The 19227-nt window shown below is 74.4% G+C and carries 17 protein-coding genes; 3 read left to right on the top strand and 14 right to left on the bottom strand.

The features are described from left to right. Positions 1 to 17: 17 nt before the first annotated feature. Positions 18 to 1457: an LCP family protein gene (locus OG715_RS38020; RefSeq protein WP_266272689.1), complete on the bottom strand. Its 1440-nt coding sequence runs from the start codon at positions 1455 to 1457 to the stop codon at positions 18 to 20. Continuing rightward, on the bottom strand, positions 1450 to 1908 hold the full coding sequence (locus OG715_RS38015; RefSeq protein ID WP_266272690.1) for a DUF6542 domain-containing protein: 459 nt from the start codon (positions 1906 to 1908) through the stop codon (positions 1450 to 1452). Before OG715_RS38015 ends, OG715_RS38020 begins: the two co-directional genes overlap by 8 nt. A 200-nt stretch (positions 1909 to 2108) precedes the next feature. Here OG715_RS38015 and OG715_RS38010 point away from each other — a divergent pair, with 200 nt between their 5' ends. Further along, positions 2109 to 2303 (top strand): antitoxin, encoded by a 195-nt coding sequence (locus OG715_RS38010; protein WP_266272691.1) that lies wholly within the window; start codon positions 2109 to 2111, stop codon positions 2301 to 2303. Positions 2304 to 2373: 70 nt separating this feature from the next. On the opposite strand, the gene galE is transcribed toward OG715_RS38010, so the two are convergent. The 5 genes from galE to OG715_RS37985 all read right to left on the bottom strand — a co-directional run bounded on the left by galE (position 2374) and on the right by OG715_RS37985 (position 8465). Further along, entirely contained in the window at positions 2374 to 3393 is a 1020-nt protein-coding gene (galE, locus tag OG715_RS38005) for a UDP-glucose 4-epimerase GalE (protein WP_266272692.1), read from the bottom strand. 149 nt (positions 3394 to 3542) lie between these two features. Continuing rightward, positions 3543 to 4211 carry a hypothetical protein gene (locus OG715_RS38000; RefSeq protein ID WP_266272693.1) on the bottom strand — a complete coding sequence of 223 codons (669 nt, stop codon included), beginning with the start codon at positions 4209 to 4211 and terminating at the stop codon, positions 3543 to 3545. A 106-nt stretch (positions 4212 to 4317) separates the two neighbouring features. Next, positions 4318 to 6690 carry an RICIN domain-containing protein gene (locus OG715_RS37995; protein WP_266272694.1) on the bottom strand — a complete coding sequence of 791 codons (2373 nt, stop codon included), beginning with the start codon at positions 6688 to 6690 and terminating at the stop codon, positions 4318 to 4320. 359 nt (positions 6691 to 7049) lie between these two features. Next, complete coding sequence (locus tag OG715_RS37990) at positions 7050 to 7598, bottom strand: hypothetical protein (RefSeq protein ID WP_266272695.1); 549 nt, start codon at positions 7596 to 7598, stop codon at positions 7050 to 7052. An 87-nt stretch (positions 7599 to 7685) separates the two neighbouring features. After that, a complete protein-coding gene (locus OG715_RS37985) occupies positions 7686 to 8465 on the bottom strand; it encodes a sigma 54 modulation/S30EA ribosomal C-terminal domain-containing protein (protein ID WP_266272696.1) in 780 nt (259 codons plus the stop codon). Positions 8466 to 8895: 430 nt separating this feature from the next. Between OG715_RS37985 and OG715_RS37980 the strand changes: the two genes are divergently transcribed. Continuing rightward, on the top strand, positions 8896 to 11925 hold the full coding sequence (locus tag OG715_RS37980; RefSeq protein WP_266272697.1) for a cytochrome P450: 3030 nt from the start codon (positions 8896 to 8898) through the stop codon (positions 11923 to 11925). Between the two features lie 28 nt (positions 11926 to 11953). On the opposite strand, the gene OG715_RS37975 is transcribed toward OG715_RS37980, so the two are convergent. From OG715_RS37975 to pdxR, 6 genes are all read right to left on the bottom strand, one after another. Further along, positions 11954 to 12106, bottom strand: a complete 153-nt coding sequence (locus OG715_RS37975; RefSeq protein WP_266272698.1) for a DUF6126 family protein — start codon at positions 12104 to 12106, stop codon at positions 11954 to 11956. A 68-nt stretch (positions 12107 to 12174) separates the two neighbouring features. Beyond that, complete coding sequence (locus tag OG715_RS37970) at positions 12175 to 12531, bottom strand: ArsR/SmtB family transcription factor (protein ID WP_053645150.1); 357 nt, start codon at positions 12529 to 12531, stop codon at positions 12175 to 12177. A 236-nt stretch (positions 12532 to 12767) separates the two neighbouring features. After that, on the bottom strand, positions 12768 to 13232 hold the full coding sequence (locus OG715_RS37965) for a hypothetical protein (protein ID WP_266272699.1): 465 nt from the start codon (positions 13230 to 13232) through the stop codon (positions 12768 to 12770). Between the two features lie 195 nt (positions 13233 to 13427). After that, a complete protein-coding gene (locus OG715_RS37960; RefSeq protein ID WP_266272700.1) occupies positions 13428 to 14255 on the bottom strand; it encodes a nucleotidyltransferase domain-containing protein in 828 nt (275 codons plus the stop codon). A gap of 277 nt (positions 14256 to 14532) precedes the next feature. Continuing rightward, a complete protein-coding gene (locus tag OG715_RS37955; RefSeq protein ID WP_266272701.1) occupies positions 14533 to 15858 on the bottom strand; it encodes a glycoside hydrolase family 3 N-terminal domain-containing protein in 1326 nt (441 codons plus the stop codon). A gap of 184 nt (positions 15859 to 16042) precedes the next feature. Further along, positions 16043 to 17701, bottom strand: a complete 1659-nt coding sequence (gene pdxR / locus OG715_RS37950) for a MocR-like pyridoxine biosynthesis transcription factor PdxR (protein ID WP_266272703.1) — start codon at positions 17699 to 17701, stop codon at positions 16043 to 16045. 28 nt (positions 17702 to 17729) lie between these two features. Between pdxR and OG715_RS37945 the strand changes: the two genes are divergently transcribed. Next, complete coding sequence (locus tag OG715_RS37945; RefSeq protein ID WP_266272704.1) at positions 17730 to 18605, top strand: methyltransferase domain-containing protein; 876 nt, start codon at positions 17730 to 17732, stop codon at positions 18603 to 18605. A 24-nt stretch (positions 18606 to 18629) separates the two neighbouring features. On the opposite strand, the gene OG715_RS37940 is transcribed toward OG715_RS37945, so the two are convergent. Beyond that, positions 18630 to 19136 carry a MarR family winged helix-turn-helix transcriptional regulator gene (locus OG715_RS37940; RefSeq protein ID WP_266272705.1) on the bottom strand — a complete coding sequence of 169 codons (507 nt, stop codon included), beginning with the start codon at positions 19134 to 19136 and terminating at the stop codon, positions 18630 to 18632. Positions 19137 to 19227: the final 91 nt, after the last annotated feature.

Below are 19227 nucleotides of genomic sequence, written 5' to 3'. Positions count from 1 at the left end.
GGAACGGCGCCCCGGGTTCAGTCCACGCAGGGGATGCCCCCGGCCTTCACCGCGGGGCCCTGCATGGGGAGGTCCGGTGCCGGACCGGTCGGACCGGTCGGACCGGTGCCGGGCCCGGTCGACGGGGCCTCCGGCGAGGCCGACGGGCTCCCGGTGCGGGGGGAGTGCGCGGAGCGGGGTGCGGCCGGGGTCGTCGTCCGGGTGGCGACGGGCGCCGCGAACGCGGCCTTGGCCCTGACCCCGGCCGACGGCGGCACGGCCGGGGCGGACGGCGCGGTCGGTGCGGCTGGCGCGGTCGGTGCGGCGGACGTGGCCGGATCGGGCTGCTCCGCCGGGGCGGACGGCGCGGCCTCCGGCGGGACCTCGTGGCCGAACAGCTGCTTGACGATCCGCTTGATCTGGCCCGGGTCGACGGTGTTGACCTCCTGGCCGCCGATGTTCTTGAACCCGGTGATCGGCAGCGTGTTGAACTCCACATTGCCGCCGGTCAGGTTGGGCGCCTGCTGGGCGAAGTCCAGGACGTTCCACCGGTCGTCGATGACCACGTCCTTCTTCACCGCGTCGAACAGCCGCTGGAGCCGGCCGAGGTCGCCGACCACGCCGTCCTGCTTCAACTTGTAGACGACGGAGGAGATGAAGGCCTGCTGCCGGTGGGTCCGGTCCAGGTCACCGTTCTTCAGGTGGTGGCGCTGGCGGACGAACGACAGCGCCTGCCGGGCGTCGAGCGAGCTGACGCCGGCCGGGAGCCGCAGCCCCGTCCCGCCGCCCTCGTGGGTCGCCGTCCGGGCGACGATCGGGTCGTCGACCGGGTTGTTGAGGCAGACCTGGATCGGCTCGACGGCCTTGGCGATGTCGTAGAAGCCGATCAGGTTCACCTCCGCGAAGTGGTCGATCGGGATGTCCAGGAAGGACTGGACGGTCTGGAGGGTCGCGGCCCGCCCGGCCTCCCGGCTCTGCCGCTCCAGCTCCGGCTTGGACAGGCCCTTCCCGCTCAGCTTCTGCTCGGCGGCGCCCTTGGCGATGCCGTACGCCTCCTTGATCTTGTGCATCTTCCCGTCCGCCCTGACGGTCTGCACATAGTCGTCGCGCGGGACGGACAGCGCCGTCACCTTGCCGCCGTCGGCCGGTATGTGCAGGACGATCAGCGCATTGGTGTTGTACCCGCCGATCTCGCTGGAGCCGGCGTGCAGCTCCTCCTCGACGAACTCCTTGGGCAGGTCGTTGCCGTCCATGTCCTTGCGGCTGTCGAGGCCGATGAGCAGCAGGTTGACGGACTGGTCGAGGTGCGGGGGCGCGTTCTTCCGGGCCTCGGTGAGCGCGGCCGACTTGACCATGCCGCTGTCGAGTTGCCGGTACTCGTACCAGACCAGACCGCTCGCGCCGAGGACGGCCACCGAGAGGGTGCCGGCGAGCACTCGGCCGGCGACGGTCAACGGTCCGGTGCGGGGCTCAGCCATGACGGCGCCTCCGGTCGGCGGTCGGGCCGGTGCGGGCCGACCGCGCCGCGAGGAGCGCTCGTCCCGCGACGACCGACAGCGCGACCAGCAGGGCCACCGCCATCACCGGGAAGGCGTCGACCACCCAGCGCACGGCCGACGAGGCGAGCGCCTTGCCCTGAGCAGCGTCGGAACCGGCGGCCCAGGCGGTGCCGGCCCTGGCGGCCAGGACCGCGGGCGGCGCGGCGATGACGACCCACCAGCGCCCGGGGCGGGTGCAGCGGGCCGCCGCGACGCCGGTGCCGAGGACGGCGCCGAGGGCGAACAGCGGACCGCCGCCGTTCCCGGTCAGCTCCCCGGCGACCGCTCCGGCCAGTGGCAGCCCGGTCGCGGCCAGCAGGACCGCCGCCGTCCCACCGGGACGGGACGGCGGGGCCGCTCCGCCCACGCCTCTCGCGTGTTGCCCGACCATGCCCCACACCCCTTCCGCCGCGCCCTCGGATGAACTTCTACAATGCTGTAGAGCAAGAGTGGAGCATACAAACCCGTCCCCGCGAAATCACCCCGGCCCCACCCGCAACCTCGCCACCACAGGGCCTCCTGGCCGGAAAACGGCAGGTCAGGGGCGGCTAGGATGAACACGAACCGGGCGGAACGAACAGAAGGACCATCATGTTCGAGCACCTCAAGAACCTCGCCGACAAGGCCACCGGCCTCGCCCGCGAGCACAGCGGCGCCGTCACCCAGGGCCTGGACAAGGTCGCCGGGATCGTCGACGAGAAGACGGACGGCAAGTACAGCGGGCACATCGACACCGCCACCGGCAAGGCCAAGGACTTCGTCAACGGCCCCGACGAGTCCAAGTAGCGTCGACGCGGACCCGCCCCGGAGCGGCCCGGCCGGGCCGGGGCGGGGCGGGTCCGCGTCCGGCCTGCCGTCAGACAGTGGCGGCCAGGCGCTCGATCCAGCGGGCGCGCCACGCGAGCGCGTCCCGGACACCCTCCGCGATGCTCCGGCGCGGCTCCCAGCCGAGCAGTTCGCGCGCCGCCGTCACATCGCTGTAGCAACCGAGCACGTCGCCGGGGCGCGGCTCCGCCTCCCGGACGTCCAGCTTCTCGCCGATCGCCTGCTCGAACGCCTCGACCAGCTCGCGGACCGTGGTGCCGTCACCGGTACCGATGTTGACGACCCGGTAGCGCTCCCCGGCGCCGGGCCGCACCACCTCGTCGAACCGGACCAGCGCGGCGACATGGGCGTCCGCGACGTCCTGGACGTGGATGTAGTCCCGGATCCCCGAGCCGTCCCGGGTGTCCCAGTCGACACCCGTGATGGTGAACGGGGTGCCGTTGACGTGCGCCTCGATCAGCTTGCCGAGCGCGTGGCTCGGCGCGAGGTCCTGGAGTCCGGTCCGCAGCTGCGGGTCCGCGCCGATCGGGTTGAAGTAGCGCAGCGCGACGACCCGCGTCCCGTCGGCGTCGGCGCCCCCGGTCCAGTCCTGGAGCACCTGCTCCATCATCTGCTTGGTGCGCGCGTACGGGCTGCTGCCGTCGACCGGGCAGCTCTCGTCGACCCGGCCGGTCGGGGTGGGCCGGTAGATGGAGGCGGAACTGCTGAAGACCACCCGGGTGCAGCCGTTGCGCTGGAGCGACTCCAGCAGCTCGACGGTCTTGCCGACGTTCTCCCGGTAGTAGAACAGCGGCCGCGCGACCGACTCCGGGACGACGATCCGGGCGGCGCAGTGCAGCGTCGCGTCGATGTCGGGGTGCTCCGCGAAGATCCGGTCGACCAGCGCGGCGTCCGCGATGTCCCCCTGGTAGAACTCCCGGCCCTCGACGAACTCGGCCCGGCCCTTGGAGAGATCGTCGAGGACGACCGGGGTGATGCCCGCGTCCAGCAGCGCGGACGCCACGGTGCTTCCGATGAAGCCTGCCCCGCCGGTGATCAGTACCTTCCGCACGATCCGCATGCTCCCTTGCCTCGGTACGGACGTCCCGTGACGCCCGTTGCGGGGGAGGACGACCGGTTCGCACCCGGCGGTTCCCTGCGGCGGACGGGCGCGGTGCCCGGCGGGGCGCCCTCGGGACGGAGCGGGCTCGGGACGGCGACTCAGGGACGGCGGGCGCGGCGGCGCAGGGCGAGGCCGGCCGTGACCAGCGCGACCGCGACGGCGGCGGTGCCCACGGCGACCCAGGTGGCGAGCCCGGAGCCGTCGGAGTCCGCGGATTCGGTGGCGGCCGCGGCGGTGCCCGGGGCCGCGGTGGCGGTGGCGGGAGAGGTGCCCGGAGCCGTGGGCCGGACCGTGGGCCCGGTCGTGCCCGGACCACTTGTCCCCGGACCACTTGTCCCCGGACCACTTGTCCCCGGACCGGTGGGCGTCGGCAGTGTCGGGTCGGAGATCACCGCGGCCTCGACGTCGAGTTCGCGCTCACCGTGCCCGAGCGAGGGGAACGCGCAGTCCACCACGATCCGCCAGTGCCCGGCCGGCAGGAACTCCCGCGTGGTGTAGGTGCCCGGCCGCCCCGGCACGGCGACCAGCCGCCACGGTCCGGCCGCCCGGCCGTCGGCCGAGGTGGCGGAGAGCGTCCCGGCGAACTGCTCGGTGACCGGGTCGCGGTCGTTCTCCCAGGTGGCGACGGTGGTGACGTGCCCGCCGTCCTGGCCGGACACCTCCAGACGGACGGTATCGCCGTGCGCGGCGGCGGGGACTGCGGCGGGAGCGAGCACGACCGCCCCGGCGAGGGCCAGGGCGGCGAGGGACTGACGGGTGCGGGGCATCGCGGGTCTTCCTCGTGAAGTGGAACGGGCCGGGTGCGGCCGCCACTGCGTCAGCGGCGGCCGCACCCGGCTCGGGGTCCGGGGATCGGGGGTCGAACCCCGGACGTCAGGTGGTCTTCTGCAGGTTCCAGCTCTGGTAGGTCTGGCTGTTCGGCTTCTGCAGCTCCAGCAGCCAACCGCCGTAGTACCAACGCTTGCTGGCGCCGAGGACCAGGTCGGAAGCATCGGCGGTCAGGGTGACCGCACCGCCGGCGGAGGTGACCCGCCACTTCTGGCCGGCCGCGTCCGAGCAGGGGCGCTGCGCGACGTACTGTCCGGCGACCGGGTTGCCGCCGAGCTGCAGGCACTTCTCCGAGCGGACGGACTTGATCCGCAGCGTGCCCGAACCGGCGTCCTCGAAGGTCCACTTCTGGTTGGCGTAGCCGGTGCGCTGGTAGGCGATGGCCACCGTGCCGTCGTTGAGCGAGCTGCCCCAGAGGTCGGCCGCCTGGCCGGTGAGGCCGTTCAGCAGGCTGTAGCGGGTCCCGGGCTGCGGCTTCCCGGCGTCGGCCGAGGTGCGGAAGGCCACCGCGCGACCGGGCTTGGAGACCGCTCCGGCGGCGTCCCTGACGGCCACCGCGACGGAGTACGAGGTGTCGGGCGCCAGTCGGACCACGCCGACCACGGTCGCCCGGACGGTGCCGATCGTCTGGCCGTTCAGCAGGACGTCGTAGCCGCTCGCGCCGTTCACGGCGGGCCAGCTCAACACAGCCGAGGTCTGGGTGACCTGACTGACCGTCATCGCCGGGCCGGTGGTGCCGCCGGTGGGCGAGGCGGTCGGGCTCGGGGTGGTCGACCCGGTGGGGCTCGGAGTACCGGTCCCGGTCGGGGTCCCGGTCGGCGTCGGGGTGCCGGTGCCGGTCGGCGAACCGGTCGGGGTCGGGGTGCCGGTCGGGCTCGCGGTCGGCGACGGGCTGCGGGTGGCGGTCGGGCTCGCGGTGGGCGAACCGGTCGCGGTCGGCGTGCCGGTGGGCGTCGGGGTGCCGGTCGGGCTCGCGGTCGGCGACGGGCTGCGGGTCGGCGAGTTCGTCGGGGTCGGCGAAGCGGTCGGGGTCCGGGTCGGGTCGGGCGTCGGCCCGGTGCCGCCGCCGGCGATCAGGAAGCGGTTGTTGGCGACGTTCCAGTGGGTGGCGAGGTAGCTGCCCGGCGCCGGGTCGGTGTGGTAGTAGTCGTCGTGCCGGCAGTCCAGGCGCATGTCACTGGCGTTGTCCGGGCAGACCGTGCGCATCGCCGGGTAGTACGGGGCGTCCGAGTAGCACATGATGTCCCACTCGTCGACGCAGTGGCCGCCCTTGCTGGAGTTGGGCGCGCTGTTGCTCACCGCGCCCAGGTTGTGGCCGAGTTCGTGCGCGGCGGTGTGGCCGCCCCAGCAGCCCGAGTCGGTCCGGCCGTACGAGGGGCCGAAGTTGCTCAGGTTGTCCTGGCCGGGCCGCTCGTCACCGGCGAAGGTGCCGATGCCGCAGTACACCTTGGCGTCGGCGAAGATCATGTACTTGCGGTCCTTGCGGTTGAGGCCCTGGGCCGCGATCGCACGGTTGCTGGTGTTGAAGTCGGCCATCTCCGCGTCGGACACCTGGATGTTCAACACCGAGGCGGAGCAGTCGGATTCGGTGACGAACCGGACGTGCCGGACACCACCCGTCTCCTGGGCGCTCGCGTTGTAGATGACGTCGACGTCGGCCGCCCACTTCTTGAAGGAGGCCAGGTACTGGGCGAAGCGGTCGTTGCCCGGGGTGTGCGCGTAGACCACCTGGACCCGGTTGCCGACGCTGCCGTCACCCTCGCAGACGACGCCCTGGCCACCGGCTGCGGGCGCGGCGGCGGCCGTCCCGTCACCGGCCGCATCGGCCAGCAGGGTCTTCGTGGTGGCGTCCAGGACCGGCATCGTTCCCTTCACCAGGTCCGCGGCGGCGGGCGGTTGGGCATCGGCCGGGGGCGTCAGCGCGGCCGGCTGGGCGACGGCGGCGGCCACCGGCGGGACGTCCTTGCGGATGTCCACGTCCTTCGGCGGCGCGTCCGGGCCGTGGCTGCACAGCTCGCCGCCGGTCACCTCCAGCGACCCCGCGCAGCGGTCACCGGCGGGCAGGTTCAGTCCGGCGTAGACCAGGCCGCGTTCGGGCTGGTCCTTGGGTATCTCCTTGATCGGCGCGGCCTTCTGGTCGCGCTTCGGCCCGGGGGCCTTGGTGGCGTTCTCGGCGGTGCCGGTCTGGCCCGTGCCGTCGTCGGCGATCGTGCCGGCCATGGCACCGCCCACGCCGTCGACCGAACCCGCCACCGCGCTCGCCGCGGCGGTGTCGCGCACCGCCGACGACTCCATGGCGGTGCTGATGCCCAGCGCGCCCGCGACCAGTCCGGCCGCGACCGCCAGTGAGATCAGTGCCGTGCGCTTGCCCGTCCGTCGACGCCGCCGACGGCGGAGCTCCGTGCTCCGGTGCCCCATCGGGTGTCTCCTCTCCTCGTGCGAGGGTCCCGACCACCGCTCGGGGTGATGGCCTGAACCTTCCGACACTCCGGAGACCGGCCGGGGCGGGCCGGATAACAAAAACCTCTTTTCGAAATTCGCGCGGGCGGACGAGGGGGTCGGGACGGGACCACCGGAGCGGTCGGTGGCACGCCCGGGGACATGCCCGGTGACATGCCGTCGGCACGCGCCCGGGGTGCGGTGCGCGGGCCTCGCGGTGCGGCGTACGCGGTGCGGGGTGCGGGGTGCGAGCGAACGGGAGCGGCCGGATCCGTTCGCTTCCCGGGGGTGTTCGGTCTCCGGGGCCGCACGGTCCTCGGGGACCGGTGGGGTGCTCCTCAGGCCGCGACGTCGAGCCGCTGCGCGGCGAGACCGGGGCTGCCCTGCCGGTGCAGTGCGGCGAGGCCCGCCGCGAGCTGCTGCGGATCCCCCGCCAGCCAGTACCGGAGCGCGGCCGACAGAGCGGCGCTCGCCGGGCCGATCCGCAGCCCGGTCACCGCCGTGATCCGCTCGCCGACCAGCGGGAGCAGATCGGCGACCGGCGCCGGCAGCCAGAGCGTGAGCGCGCACGGCGCGGGTCGGGCCAGCACCCGCAGCAGCCGCAGCACCCCCGCGTCCACGGCCCCTGACGCCGACCCGACCCCTGACCCGGCCCCTGAGGCGGCCCCGAACCCGGTCCCGGCCCCCGCCGCCGAACCGACGGGCAGCACCGCCGCCTCCGGCCGGACGGGGAAGGCCGGGAGGACGTGCAGGCTGGGGACGACATCGATCAGGCCGTCCGCCGCGACGTCGGACATGTCGGCGCCGTGTCCGCGCGCGAGTTCGCGCAGCAGGGCCCGCTCGGCGGCCGCGATCCTGACGGTCAGCATGACTTCTTCGCAGTCCATGGTCCCAGTTCCCGTCCAGAGCGTGAGGGTGTGCTCGTCCGTCGTCGGTCGTGTACCGGTCAGCCCTTACCGATCATTACCTGCCCGTCAGTAGGGGTCCGCTATCGGCGTGATCAAGCCATAGTGGCCGTCGTAGCGGCGGTACAGGATCCGGCCGCGTCCCTCGCCGGGGTCGGTGTGGAACACGAAGGGCCAGCAGGTCAGCCAGAGTTGGCGGGCCGCTTCGAGCACGTCCAGCCGGGGCGCCGGGTGCGCGCTCTCCGTCAGCGGCAGTCCCGAGCCGCCGAGCCGGGCGGTGAAGTGGGCCCGGACCAGCCGGAATCCCCCGTTCGCGGGCATCCGGTGGACCACGCTGTCCTGGCCGGTCAGCACGTCCGAGAAGAGGTGGAACCGGTGGTCCAGGGCCAGCATCTCGCGCACCGCCTGCTCGGGTGTGTGCCGGGCCAGGAGCACCGACTTCCGCCGGACGATCCGCCGTTCGGCGAGCGGGCGCGACGCGTACTGGGGGCGGTAGGCGCTCTCGTACGCCGTCGCGAGCCCGATGTCGCCCAGCTCGCGCAGCCGGACGGCGCGCCCGGCGAGGGTGCCGAGCGCCAGGTCGACCGCCTCCCGGACGGTCACCGCCGCCAGTTCCACCCGGACCCGCCCCACGCCCGCCAGGTCCAGCGCCGCCTGGGCGACGGCGGGCCTGGTCACCGACCGGTCGCGCGGCCGGGTGAGCCGCAGCCGGGCGGTGTGCACGTCCGGCCCGAGGTCCGCGATCAGGGCCAGGCACCGGCTCCGGGCGTACTCCGCGTCCTCGCGGGGCAGTTCGCCCCGGATCTCCACCCGGACGTCGAGGGCGGGCCGGTGGCGCAGACGGGTCATCAGGGGATCCTCCTCGGTTCGCCACCATGCTGGACCCGCGCGCACCCTCCCGCCGAGGGCCGAAAGGCCCTGCCCACCAGGCAGGACGACCCGGGCGGACCCGAACGGTTCGTCCTCCGACGGAGTCGCGCACGACCGTCCGGGCCGCCCCATCGGGACGCCACGCGTACACCTTGAGGACACTCCACCGATGGGGTGATCAACCCGGGTACGGCGCAACGCTCACGGGACCGGCGCGTTTCCCATGGCGTGCGCCCTCTCGCAGCGGCGCGCGCGGGGTCCGCGTCGAACGGCCCCCGGAACCCGGCTGTCGCGGCGGCGGCTCCGGTGGTACCGAAGCGCCGGGCCGTTCGACCGGTCCGACACCGACCGGTCGCGCCGGACCGTCCCACCGGTCCGTCCCCCGGTCCATCTGGTGAGAGGTGATGTCATGATCCTGACGAACGAGACCCGTAGACCGCCCGCCCCGCCCAGAACCCCTGCGGCAGGGCCCCGCCGAGCGGTCGTTCCCCCGCTCGCCCCCGGCGCACTGCCCGGACTCGGCCACGCCCCGGCCCTGCTGCGGGACCCGCTCGGCTTCCTCGGCTCCCTCTCCCAGTACGGCGATGTGGTCCGGATCCGCCTCGGCCCGCGCACGGTCTGCGTCGTCACCGACGCCGGACTCGTGCACACGCTGCTGGTCGCGCTCGCCCACGACTGCCCCCGCGGCGCCGTCCAGGACACCCTCAAGACGGCCTTCGGCGACGGCCTGCTGATGTCCGAGGGCCGCGCCCACCGCGACCGCCGCCGGATCATCCAGCCCGCCTTCGGCCCGGACCGGATGACCGACTACCTGGCCGTCATGCACCGGGTCACCGAGGAGCGGGCCGACCGCTGGCGCCCCGGCCAGGTCCTCGACGTGGCCAAGGAGATGAACCACCTCGCGCTGGAGATCGTCACCCGCGCGCTGTTCGACGCCCGGCTGAGCGAGGACGCCACCCTCGCCTTCCACCGCGCCCTGCCCGACCTGGTGAAGGGGCAGATCGTCCAGTCCCTCTACCCGCACCCTTCGCTCGCCCGGCTGCCGCTGCCGGTCAACCGGCGCTTCGACGCCGCCGTCCGGGTGCTCAACCGCGTCGTCGACCAGGCCGTCAACGGCACCGCGCCCGGCGGCCGGTACGGCGAGCGCGGCGGAGCCGGCGGGTACGGCGGAACCGGTACCGGTACGGCCGGGGGCGGCTGCCCGATGACCGGGGGCGGGGCCCGGCGCCCCACCCTGCCCGCCCTGCTGCGCGCCGCCGTCGACCCCGCCACCGGCCGCCCGCTCACCGAGGCGGACGTCCGCTCCGAGGCGATCACCATGTTCGGGGCCGGCACCGAGACCGTCTCCACCACGCTGACCTGGCTGATCGACGAACTGGTCCGGCACCCCCGGATCGAGGCCCGCGTCCTGTCCGAGTTGGACCAGCACCTCCCGGCCGGGACGGTGCCCACCCCGGAGGCCCTCGCCCGGCTCCCCTACACCCGTGCCGTCACCCAGGAGGTCGTCCGGCTGCACGCGCCGAACGCCTTCCTGATGCGCACCGCGCGCGTCCCGGTCACGCTCGGTGCCTACCGGATCCCGGCCGGCACCGAACTGCTCTACAGCCTCACCGCCGTCCACCGCGACCCCGCGCTCCACCCCGACCCGCTCCGGTTCGACCCCGGCCGCTGGTACGACTCCGACGGGGCGGAGGGAACGGGCACCGGCGGTACCGCCGCGGCCCGCCAGGCGTTCCTCCCGTTCGGCGCCGGCAAGCACAAGTGCATCGGCGAGGCCTTCGCCTGGGCCGAGTTGACCGTGGCCGCCGCCGCCATCCTGCGCCGCTGGCGCCCGACGGCCGTCCCCAACGCTCGGGCCCGCGAGGTCGTCTGGACGACCGTCCAGGCCCAGGGCCTGCGGGTCCGGCTCGCACCGCGCGGCGGCAACCGGGCGCCGCACGCCCCAGGCACGCGCCGCACGCCCCCGCCGGGCGGCCGGGAGGACACGCCGACCCGGTGCCTGCCGATCGCCGGCCCGCGCCGGTCGACCCTGCTGCCCGCCCGGTCGACGGTACTGCCCGGTCGGTCCGCGCCCAGCCGCTCGTACCCGGCGGCGCTGCACACCAGCGCCCTGCGGACAGCCGCCCGGACGGTCGCCCGCACCGCTTCGCGCACGGCTTCGCGCTCCTCCGACTCAGGAACTTCGGAGTCACGTGCTCCGGAGTCACGTACGCCGGAGTCACGTACGCCGGAGTCACGTAGTCCGGAGTCACGCACCGCTTCACGCGTCTCCGAGGCACGAACCGTTTCGCGCAGCTCCGACCGAACCGGCCCGCGTCCCCGCGGCGGTGGCGGTGGCGGCGGCGGCGGTGAGGCCCTCGCCCCGGGCGCGGGCACCGTCCGGGCCCTGGCCCAACCCCGGCGCCTCGTCCTCCTCGGGCCCGCCACCGCGACCCCCCGGCCCATGCTGGCCCCCCGCACCGCGGCGCCGACCCGACCGGCGGGCCGCACCGGCGCGGCCGTCCGCCCGCTGCTCCGGCCCGGCACCGAGGAGGCCCGCACTCCGGCCGAACTGACCGCCGCCACCGCCCGGCACGGCGACTGGGCACTCGCCCACGGCCTGCTCGCCCCGGCCGACCTCGCCCGCTACCAGTCCTACGCACTGCCCGAGCTGATCGGCCACGCCTACCCCCGCGCCCGCGGCGCGGAACTGGACCTGCTGGTCGACATCCTGGGCTGGTTCACCATCCTCGACGACCGCTTCGACGGCCCGCCGGGACGGGACCCCGCCGAGGCACGCGCCGTCGTCGGACCGCTGCTCGCCGTCGCCGCCGGCCGCCCCGTCCCGGTCGGCAGCCCCCTCCCCCACCTGCTCGATGCCTGGCGGGAACTGTGGCAGCGCCAGACCGCCCCCATGTCACCGGAGTGGCGCCGGCGCACCGCCGACGAATGGCGCTCCTGCCTGGAGACCTTCCTCGCCGAGACCGCCCACCGGGCCGCGCGCACCCACCCCGACCTCGCCGAGACCGTCCGGCTGCGCCGCCACGCCAGCTGTCTCTACCCCTTCATGGGCATACTGGAGCACGTCCACGGCTGCGAGGCACCGGCCGCCCTGCACCGGGACCCCGCGCTGCGCCGACTGCGCGCGAACACCGCCGATGCGGCGACCCTGATCAACGACCTGTACTCGGCGGACCGCGAGGAACGCCAGCAGGTCGCGGCCTTCAACACCGTGCTCACCCTGCAGCGGGTCCGCGGCTGCACCCGGGCGCGGGCGGTCCGGTCCGTCGGCACGAGGATCGCCCGGCTGACCGCGGAGAGCGAGTCGCTGCGCCGCCGGCTGGTGCTGCGGTACCCGGAGGGCGGCTGGTACCTCCGCGGCACCCGGGAACTCGTCGACGGCGTCCACGCCTGGACCAGCACCAGCCGCCGCTACACCGGGGAGGACGCCGCGCGCTGATGCCGTTGCCGATCCCGGGCGGGCCGGATCACTTCCGGTCGCCGAGGGCGAAGAGCAGCAGGACGAAGCCGGCGAACAGGTGCGTGGCGAAGATGTAGATGCCGGCCCGGATCAGCATCGCCCGGCGCCGGGCCTTCTCCTCCAGCGTCGCCCGCGCGTTCGTGGTGCCGTCACCGTTCATGGTGCCGTCGCTGCCCGTGGTCCCGTTCGGCCTCGTGGCCCCGCTGCTGGGCGTGGTCCCGTCCGGGCTCATCGGTGGCCCGCCGGGGCGGCGGGGGCCTCAGGTGCGCGCAGCTCGCCCAGCAGCGCGTCCTGGTCGGTGATCAGCTCGGTCAGGATCCGCCGGGCGGCCCGCAGCAGCTCGGCGACGTCCGGTGTGCTGAGGGCGTAGACGACGGTGTTGCCCTCGCGGGTCGCGGTGACCAGCTGGGTCCGGCGCAGGACGGAGAGCTGCTGGGAGAGGTTGGACGGCTCGATCCGGATCTCGGCCAGCAGCTCGCGCACCGGTCGTGGTCCGTTCTGGAGCAGTTCCAGGACGCGGATGCGGACCGGATGTCCGAGGGTCCGGAAGAACTCCGCTTTCGCCTGGTAGAGCGGGACCGGCATCGTCCGTTCTCTCCTGCGGGTAGGGGATGGGCTCGTTCGCCGCCTGGCGGCGTGAAGCATCATCCTGGCGGATGAAGATTTCTTCAAGTCGTCATCCCCGAACACGGAAAGCGGACGCAGAGCGGAGGGAGAGCGAGGGACGCGGAGAACCGCGGAGGGGCCCGAGAGACAGGACAACAGTGCGGGCCCGGGATCCAGGGATCCCGGGCCCGCACCGCCCTACCGGGCGCGTGTCATCAACACGGCACCACGACGTCGACGGTCACCGGAACGGGACCCCACGGGTAGGTGGCGGCGCTGAAGCTGCCGTGCACGGTGGAGCCGCACGGAACGGTGCCACCGACGCCGCGCACCTGCACGGTGCTGGCGGTGAAGCGGGTGTACCCGCTGACCGAACCGAGCGACGCGCCGCCGACGACCTGGCCGGACAGGCCGGTGATCAGCTCGACGGTCTGCGGCCACGGGGTGCCGGGGCTCGGCGGGCCGGCCAGGCTGATCTGCCCGTACAGCTGGACGCTGTCGCCGGTGATCTCGGCGCACACCCGGGTCGACAGACCGGCCTGCAGGCCGGAGGCGCCGCAGGTGGTGGTGGTGCCGATGATGCCCGTGGTGGTGGTCTGGGCCGCGTTCGCCTCCGCCGGCACGGCCAGCAGGGCCGCCGCGCCGACGATCCCGGCCGCGGTCAGGGTGAGTCGGTTCATCCGCATGTCCGCTCCTCCTCTTCTCTCTTTGACTGCAAGGAATCAGCATCGCCACATGTGACATTTCACATGTGGCATGTCGTAAGACTTTCATGCGATTCCAATGCAGGAAAGGGCCAAGATCCGAACACTTGATGATCAGACTGGAAACTGGCCTTCGATGGCGTGATTCTCAGCCTCCGCTGGCTTGAATCGCTACTCGCCCAACGGCAATCGGCCGGCACTCAGCCGCTGGGCACTCTCGATCGCCATGTCCATGAACGCGAGCGCGTCGGCCCGCCGGGTGAACGGGTTCGGATAGCGGGAGCGGCGCCGCCCGCCGTCCCGGATCCGCAGGCACTCGTCCACGATCCGGTACCACCGCTCGTCGAACACCGCCCGGGCGTACTCCCCGGCCCCGCGCTTCGAGGCGATCCGCCCGGTGGCCAGCGTGTAGTGCGCGCGGCTCACCCCGAGCACCCCGTGGGCCGGGCCCGCCCCGTTCAGCAGGGCCAGCCCCGACCGCGAGGCCAGCCGCGACGCGCGCCGCCGCCACGGACGCCAGTACTCCTCCAGACTTTCGGCCGTCCACACCGCGAGCTCCCCCGGGCCGGTGTCGATCATCAGCTCCTGCGCCCGTGGACCACAGAGCGTGACGCCGTGCCGCGCCAGGGTGTGCCAGAGCACCGGCGTGCGGTCGGTTCTCACCCGGTGCCGGACCGTCCCCCCGAACACCTGCGGTCCCGGCGCCGCCTGCGCGGGCGGGCCCGCGAGTTCGTGCCAGGTCAGATAGGGGCCGTCGAACGCGGGGCGCGGATAGCGGGCCGCCAGCCGGGCGTGCGCGCGCTCCAGCCCCGCGAGCTGCGCCGCCGTCACCGGATCGGCGGACACGGCCACGAAGTCGATGTCGCTCCGCGCCGGGTGGAAGTCCCCCAGTGCGGCCGAACCGACCACGTAGAGGCCCTCGACCAGCCCGGGTGCGGCGGCGTCGACCAGGGTCAGGTAGGCGTCGGCGATCTCGTGTACGAGAGGGTGCACAGTCACGGCGGCAAGCCTGCCATCCGGATGACCCTCCGTGTCCGCTCGTTTCCGCTAAGGATCGGCGCGTGTTGGTCAGCTGTGCACCCTCTTCGCGCCACCCTCACTCCCTTTCGCGCCACCCCCTCGCCACCCTCGCCACCCGCGCCACCCCGGGTGGGCGCGGGCGGGCAGGGGCGGCAGGGGGCGGGTGGGCATCGGGCGTGCGCCGGGTAGCGGATAGCGGGTGCCGGAGGCGCGGGTGTCGGGGCGTGCGGGTGTGCGGGTGCCGGGGCGTGCGGGCTCAGGACCGGTTGAAGGAGGTACGGAGGCTGTCGACCCGGCCGACGGCGCTCCTGAACTCCCCGGCGTCCAGACGCCCGCTGTCGAGGGCGGCGGCGAGGGCCTCGGCGGCGGCGTCGCCCTGCTGGATGTCGCGGGCGGAGCACAGCAGGAGGTCCATGCCCGCCCCGGCCGCGGCGACCGCCCGGTCCCCGGTGTCCCCGAAGGCGGCGAGAGCACCGGCCTCCAGGGCGTCGGTGACGGTGACCCCGCGGAACCCGAGGCGCCGGCGCAGTTCACCCTGGACGACGAGGCTCGACAGTCCGGCCGGGCGGTCGGCGTCGAGGGCCGGATAGACCGCCCAGGAGGCCATCACCAGCCGGACCCCGGCGGCGATGGCAGCACGGTAGGGCTCCTCCCCCCGCGCCCTGAGCTCCTCCAGCGGGACCGGCAGGACGACCGGGCGCTCGTCGGTGTTCTCCTCACGGGCCGCGGCGCCGAGACCGGGGAAGTGCTTGGCGGTGGCGGCCACCCCCGACTGCTGCTGGGCGGCGAGGAAGGCGGTGCCCAACTCGGCGACCACCTCGGGCTTTCCGCTGTACGAGCGTTCGAAGTGGTCGATGAAGTTGTCCGGTGCGTCGAAGACGTCGAGCACGGGCGCGAGGTTGACGTTCAGACCCGCGTCGGCCAGGGTGCCGGCCGCTCCCGCGCCGGACCGGGCCGCGTCCCCGGCCGGGTCGGCGGCCGCGCCGGTCTGCCGGGCCGAGTGGACGGGCGCCCCGGGCAGCCGCCGGACCTTCCCGCCCTCCTGGTCGGTCATCAGCAACAGCGGTGCGCCGGAGGGCGATTCCTGCGCCGCGTTTTTCAACAGCTCCACCGCCACCCGGAGTTGCTCGGGCGACGGGGCGTTCTCCTTGAACAGGATGACGCCGGCGGCGCGGCCCGCCCGGATGGTGTCGAGCAGTTCGGGCGGAGGGGTGTCGCCGGGGTAGGAGTAGACGATCCGACGGCCGGCGAGCCGGAGCGAGGCGGCGGCGGGAACGGTGGTGGGCACGGTGCTGGTCCTCCCGGTGGGGGTCGGGGTCACCGGATTCGCCCCGACGGCGCCGGCCCCGGTGGCGGTGTCGCTGTCGGTGGCGGTGCGGGTTCCGGCGCCCGCGCCTGTGCCCGGGCCCGCTCCTGGGTCGACGGGCCCGGCGGGCCCGTCGGGCGGCGCCTGCAGGGCAAGGGGCACGACCGGGCCGAGCGCGGTCGCCGGTCCCACCGCCGCCAGCAGCAGCGCCAGGAGCGCGAAGCGGACCGGCCGACGGGGCGTCCGACGGGTGCTGCGGTGGGACGGGCGTGGCATGGGGCGTCCGCGGCGGGGCGTGGGCATCCGGCCTCCCTCGGTCGGTCGGGGTCCGGGCCGGTCGGGCGATCCGGCCCCGGAACGGCCAGGATCGTCGATCGGCGTGCGGGAGTCGACGGGTTCGACCGCGGACACGCCGCCGGTGCCGCGGACACCGCGACCGGACGGCGTAACAGCAGCAGCCTCACCCCGGGAGCGGTGGTCCCGCCTCCTGGAGCAGCCGTCCGAGGACGGCGATGCCCTCCTCGATCTCGCCCGGTGTGCCCGCCGCGTACCCGAGGACCAGCCCCGGCGGGTGCGACAGCCGGGCGTGCCAGGACAACGGGTGCACCTTCACCCCGTGGGCCAGCGCCGCCGCCGCGAGCTCGGTGTCGGTGCAGGGCAGACCGTCCGGGAAGGTGAGCATCAGGTGCAGCCCGGCCGCCGCGCCGTGGACCGAGGCGCCGGGCAGATGGGCGGCGACGGCGGCGGTCGTGGCGTCGCGTCGGCGCCGGTGGCGGGTGCGCTGCAGTCGGAGGTGGCGCTCCAGGGCGCCCGATTCCATCAGATGGGCGAGGACCAGCTGCGGGAGTGCGGCGTTGCCGAGGTCGCTGAGCCGTTTGGCGTCGACCAGGGCGTCCCGGTAGCGGGTCGGGGCGAGCACCCACCCGGTGCGCAGCGCGGGGGCGAGCAGCTTGGAGACGCTGCCCAGGTAGAGGACCTGCTCGGGGAGGACGCCGCGCAGGGCGGGCACGGGCGGTCGGTCGTAGCGGTGTTCGGCGTCGTAGTCGTCCTCGATCACGAGCCCGCCCTCGGCCGCCCATTGGAGCAGCTCGCGCCGTCGGGCACCGCCGAGGACCACGCCGGTCGGGAACTGGTGGGCGGGCGTCAGCAGTACGGCCCGCGCGCCGACGGCGCGCAGCGAGTCCACCCGGATGCCCTCGGCGTCGACGGGGACGGGCGGGGTGGCGGTGATCCGGTGGCCGAGGTGCTGGCGGGTGCCGAGGGAGCCCGGGTCCTCGACGGCGACCACGTCGAGGCCGTCCGCCCGGAGCACCTCGCCGACGAGGGCGAGCGCCTGGGCCGCCCCGGCGACGACGAGGACCTCCTCGGGGTCGGCGCGGATGCCGCGGTTGCGGGCCAGCCAGTCCGCGACGGCGCGGCGCAGGGCGGGGGTGCCGCGAGGGTCGCCGTAGCCGAAGTCCGGTGCCGCGAGGTCGCGCAGGACGGCGCGTTCGGCGCGCAGCCAGGCGGCGCGGGGGAAGGCGGCGAGGTCGGGGACGCCGGGGGTGAGGTCGATCCGGGCGGAGGCGGTGCGGAGGGAGTCGAAGACGGTCGTGGCGGGTGCGCCGTCGAACAGCGAGGCGGGCGCGGGGCTGGTGCCGCGGGCGGTTCGGGAGTGGGCGGGTCGGGGGTGGGCGGGTCCGGGGCGGGTGCCGCCGGGGCGGGCCGCCGTCGACCGGGCGGGTGGCGGTTGAGCAGGTGGCGGTTGAGCGGCGGTCGACGGGGGCGGGGGCAAGGAGAGGGGCGGGGAGAGGGGCGAGGACGGGGAAACGGTCCCCGGGGCGAACTGGTCGACCACGACGGTGCCGCCCCGCCCCAGGCCCGCGATCCGCCCCTCCTCGCCGAGGCGGCGGTAGGCGTCGGTCACCACACCGCGCGAGACCCGCAGGTCGGCGGCGAGCACCCGGGTGGCGGGCAGCCGGCTGCCGACGGGGAGCCGGCCGTCACCGATCGCCTCCCGGAGCCGCCGCGCCAGCCAGTCCGCGAGTCCACCGGCGGGGGCCTGCCCGGGGTCGAGCTGGAGGAAGTCCGCGCCCGCCGTTCTGGACCTGTCGATCGGATGATCATTGGACCTGTGCACCGGTCCATTGTGCCGGGAGGGTGAAGGCATGACGACCACCGCCTCATCCGCCACCCCCTCCGCCACTTCCATCTCGGCCCCTTCCCCGTCCCACCCCGACCAGGCTTACGTACACGGCTACTCCCCCGCCGAGGCCCGCCGCCTGGGCGACCAGGCCGACACCCTCGCCGACCTGCTGCACGCCGGTACGGTGTACCCGCCCGGCAGCCGGGTCCTGGAGGCCGGATGCGGGGTCGGCGCCCAGACGGTGCACCTGCTGGAGGCCAGCCCGGGTCTGCTGCTGACCGCCGCCGACATCTCCGCCGACTCGCTGGCCCGGGCCCGGGCGCGGGTCGCGGAACAGCTGCCGGAGGCCCAGGTCTCCTGGCACCGCGGTGATCTGCACCGGCTCCCCTTCCCCGACGGTTCGTTCGACCATCTCTTCGTCTGCTTCGTACTGGAACACCTCGCCGACCCGGCGGCGGCGCTGACGGCGCTGCGCCGGGTCCTGCGCCCGGGCGGCACCGTCACGGTGATCGAGGGCGACCACGGCTCGGCGTTCTTCCACCCCCGCGGCGAGGCCTCGGAGCGGGTCGTCGGCCATCTGGTCCGGCTCCAGGCGGACGGCGGCGGGGACAGCCTGGTCGGGCGGCGGCTGTACCCGCTGCTCGCCGGGGCCGGGTTCCGGGACGTCTCGGTCGCCCCGCGCACGGTGTACGCGGACGGCGGCCGGCCCGACCTGGCCGAGGGGTTCACCCGGCGCACCTTCGTCGCGATGGTCGAGGCGGTCCGCGCCGACGCGCTCGCGGCCGGCCTCGACACGGCCGAGGGCTTCGACCGCGGCGTCGCCGAGCTGCGTCGCACGGCCGAGCCGGACGGGTCCTTCCACTACACGTTCTTCAAGGCGGTGGCGGTCAACCCGTGACCGGCCGTCGGCGGGGCGGTGCGGTCACTCCGGGTCGTCCCCGAGGGTGCCGAGGAGGGTGCGCAGGGCCGCGACGAAGGCGGCGGTCCTCGGCTCGTCGAGGTCGCCCAGGATGCGGCGCTCGGTCGCCAGGTGGTCCGGCAGGGCACGGTCGATCAGGGCGTACCCCTCCTCGGTGAGCTCGACCTCGCGGCTCCGGCCGTCGGAGCCGCTGGGGGTGCGGGTGACCAGGCCGCGCGCCTCCAGCCGGTCGAGGCGCTGGCTGATCGCCCCGGAGGTGACCATCGCGGACTGCATCAGCAGGGTCGGCGTGAGCCGGTACGGCGGACCGCTGCGGCGCAGGGTGGCGAGCACGTCGAAGGAGGCGAAGTCGAGGTCGTGCCGGGCGAAGGTCTCCTTCAGCTCGGCGTCGACCAGTCGGGACAGCCGCTTGAGGCGGCCGATCACCTCCATCGGCGAGACATCCAGGTCGGGGCGCTCGGCACCCCACTGCTGCACGATCCGGTCCACATGATCCACGCGCTCTGCCATGCCTCCACCCTAAACGATGCCTTAGCGGTGAGATACCTCACAGCACCCTTCGCCCGGGCGGACCTTGCGGAGATTCCTTAGCGCTGAGATA

The organism is Kitasatospora purpeofusca, from assembly GCF_036010405.1.
In the GTDB taxonomy this organism is placed as follows: domain Bacteria; phylum Actinomycetota; class Actinomycetes; order Streptomycetales; family Streptomycetaceae; genus Kitasatospora; species Kitasatospora purpeofusca.
The sequence above is the reverse complement of the archived record's forward strand: the minus strand, read 5'-3'. Positions and strand labels throughout refer to the sequence as shown.

Coding starts and splice junctions, on each gene's coding strand:
- OG715_RS38020 (WP_266272689.1), bottom strand. CDS start 1,457: ATGGCTGAGCCCCGCACCGGACCGTTGACCGTCGCCGGCCGAGTGCTC.
- OG715_RS37980 (WP_266272697.1), top strand. CDS start 8,896: ATGATCCTGACGAACGAGACCCGTAGACCGCCCGCCCCGCCCAGAACC.
- OG715_RS37945 (WP_266272704.1), top strand. CDS start 17,730: ATGACGACCACCGCCTCATCCGCCACCCCCTCCGCCACTTCCATCTCG.
- OG715_RS37965 (WP_266272699.1), bottom strand. CDS start 13,232: ATGAACCGACTCACCCTGACCGCGGCCGGGATCGTCGGCGCGGCGGCC.
- OG715_RS37955 (WP_266272701.1), bottom strand. CDS start 15,858: ATGCCACGCCCGTCCCACCGCAGCACCCGTCGGACGCCCCGTCGGCCG.
- OG715_RS38000 (WP_266272693.1), bottom strand. CDS start 4,211: ATGCCCCGCACCCGTCAGTCCCTCGCCGCCCTGGCCCTCGCCGGGGCG.
- OG715_RS38015 (WP_266272690.1), bottom strand. CDS start 1,908: ATGGTCGGGCAACACGCGAGAGGCGTGGGCGGAGCGGCCCCGCCGTCC.
- OG715_RS37975 (WP_266272698.1), bottom strand. CDS start 12,106: ATGAACGGTGACGGCACCACGAACGCGCGGGCGACGCTGGAGGAGAAG.
- OG715_RS37970 (WP_053645150.1), bottom strand. CDS start 12,531: ATGCCGGTCCCGCTCTACCAGGCGAAAGCGGAGTTCTTCCGGACCCTC.
- OG715_RS37940 (WP_266272705.1), bottom strand. CDS start 19,136: ATGGCAGAGCGCGTGGATCATGTGGACCGGATCGTGCAGCAGTGGGGT.
- OG715_RS37995 (WP_266272694.1), bottom strand. CDS start 6,690: ATGGGGCACCGGAGCACGGAGCTCCGCCGTCGGCGGCGTCGACGGACG.
- OG715_RS37990 (WP_266272695.1), bottom strand. CDS start 7,598: ATGGACTGCGAAGAAGTCATGCTGACCGTCAGGATCGCGGCCGCCGAG.
- OG715_RS37985 (WP_266272696.1), bottom strand. CDS start 8,465: ATGACCCGTCTGCGCCACCGGCCCGCCCTCGACGTCCGGGTGGAGATC.
- OG715_RS38010 (WP_266272691.1), top strand. CDS start 2,109: ATGTTCGAGCACCTCAAGAACCTCGCCGACAAGGCCACCGGCCTCGCC.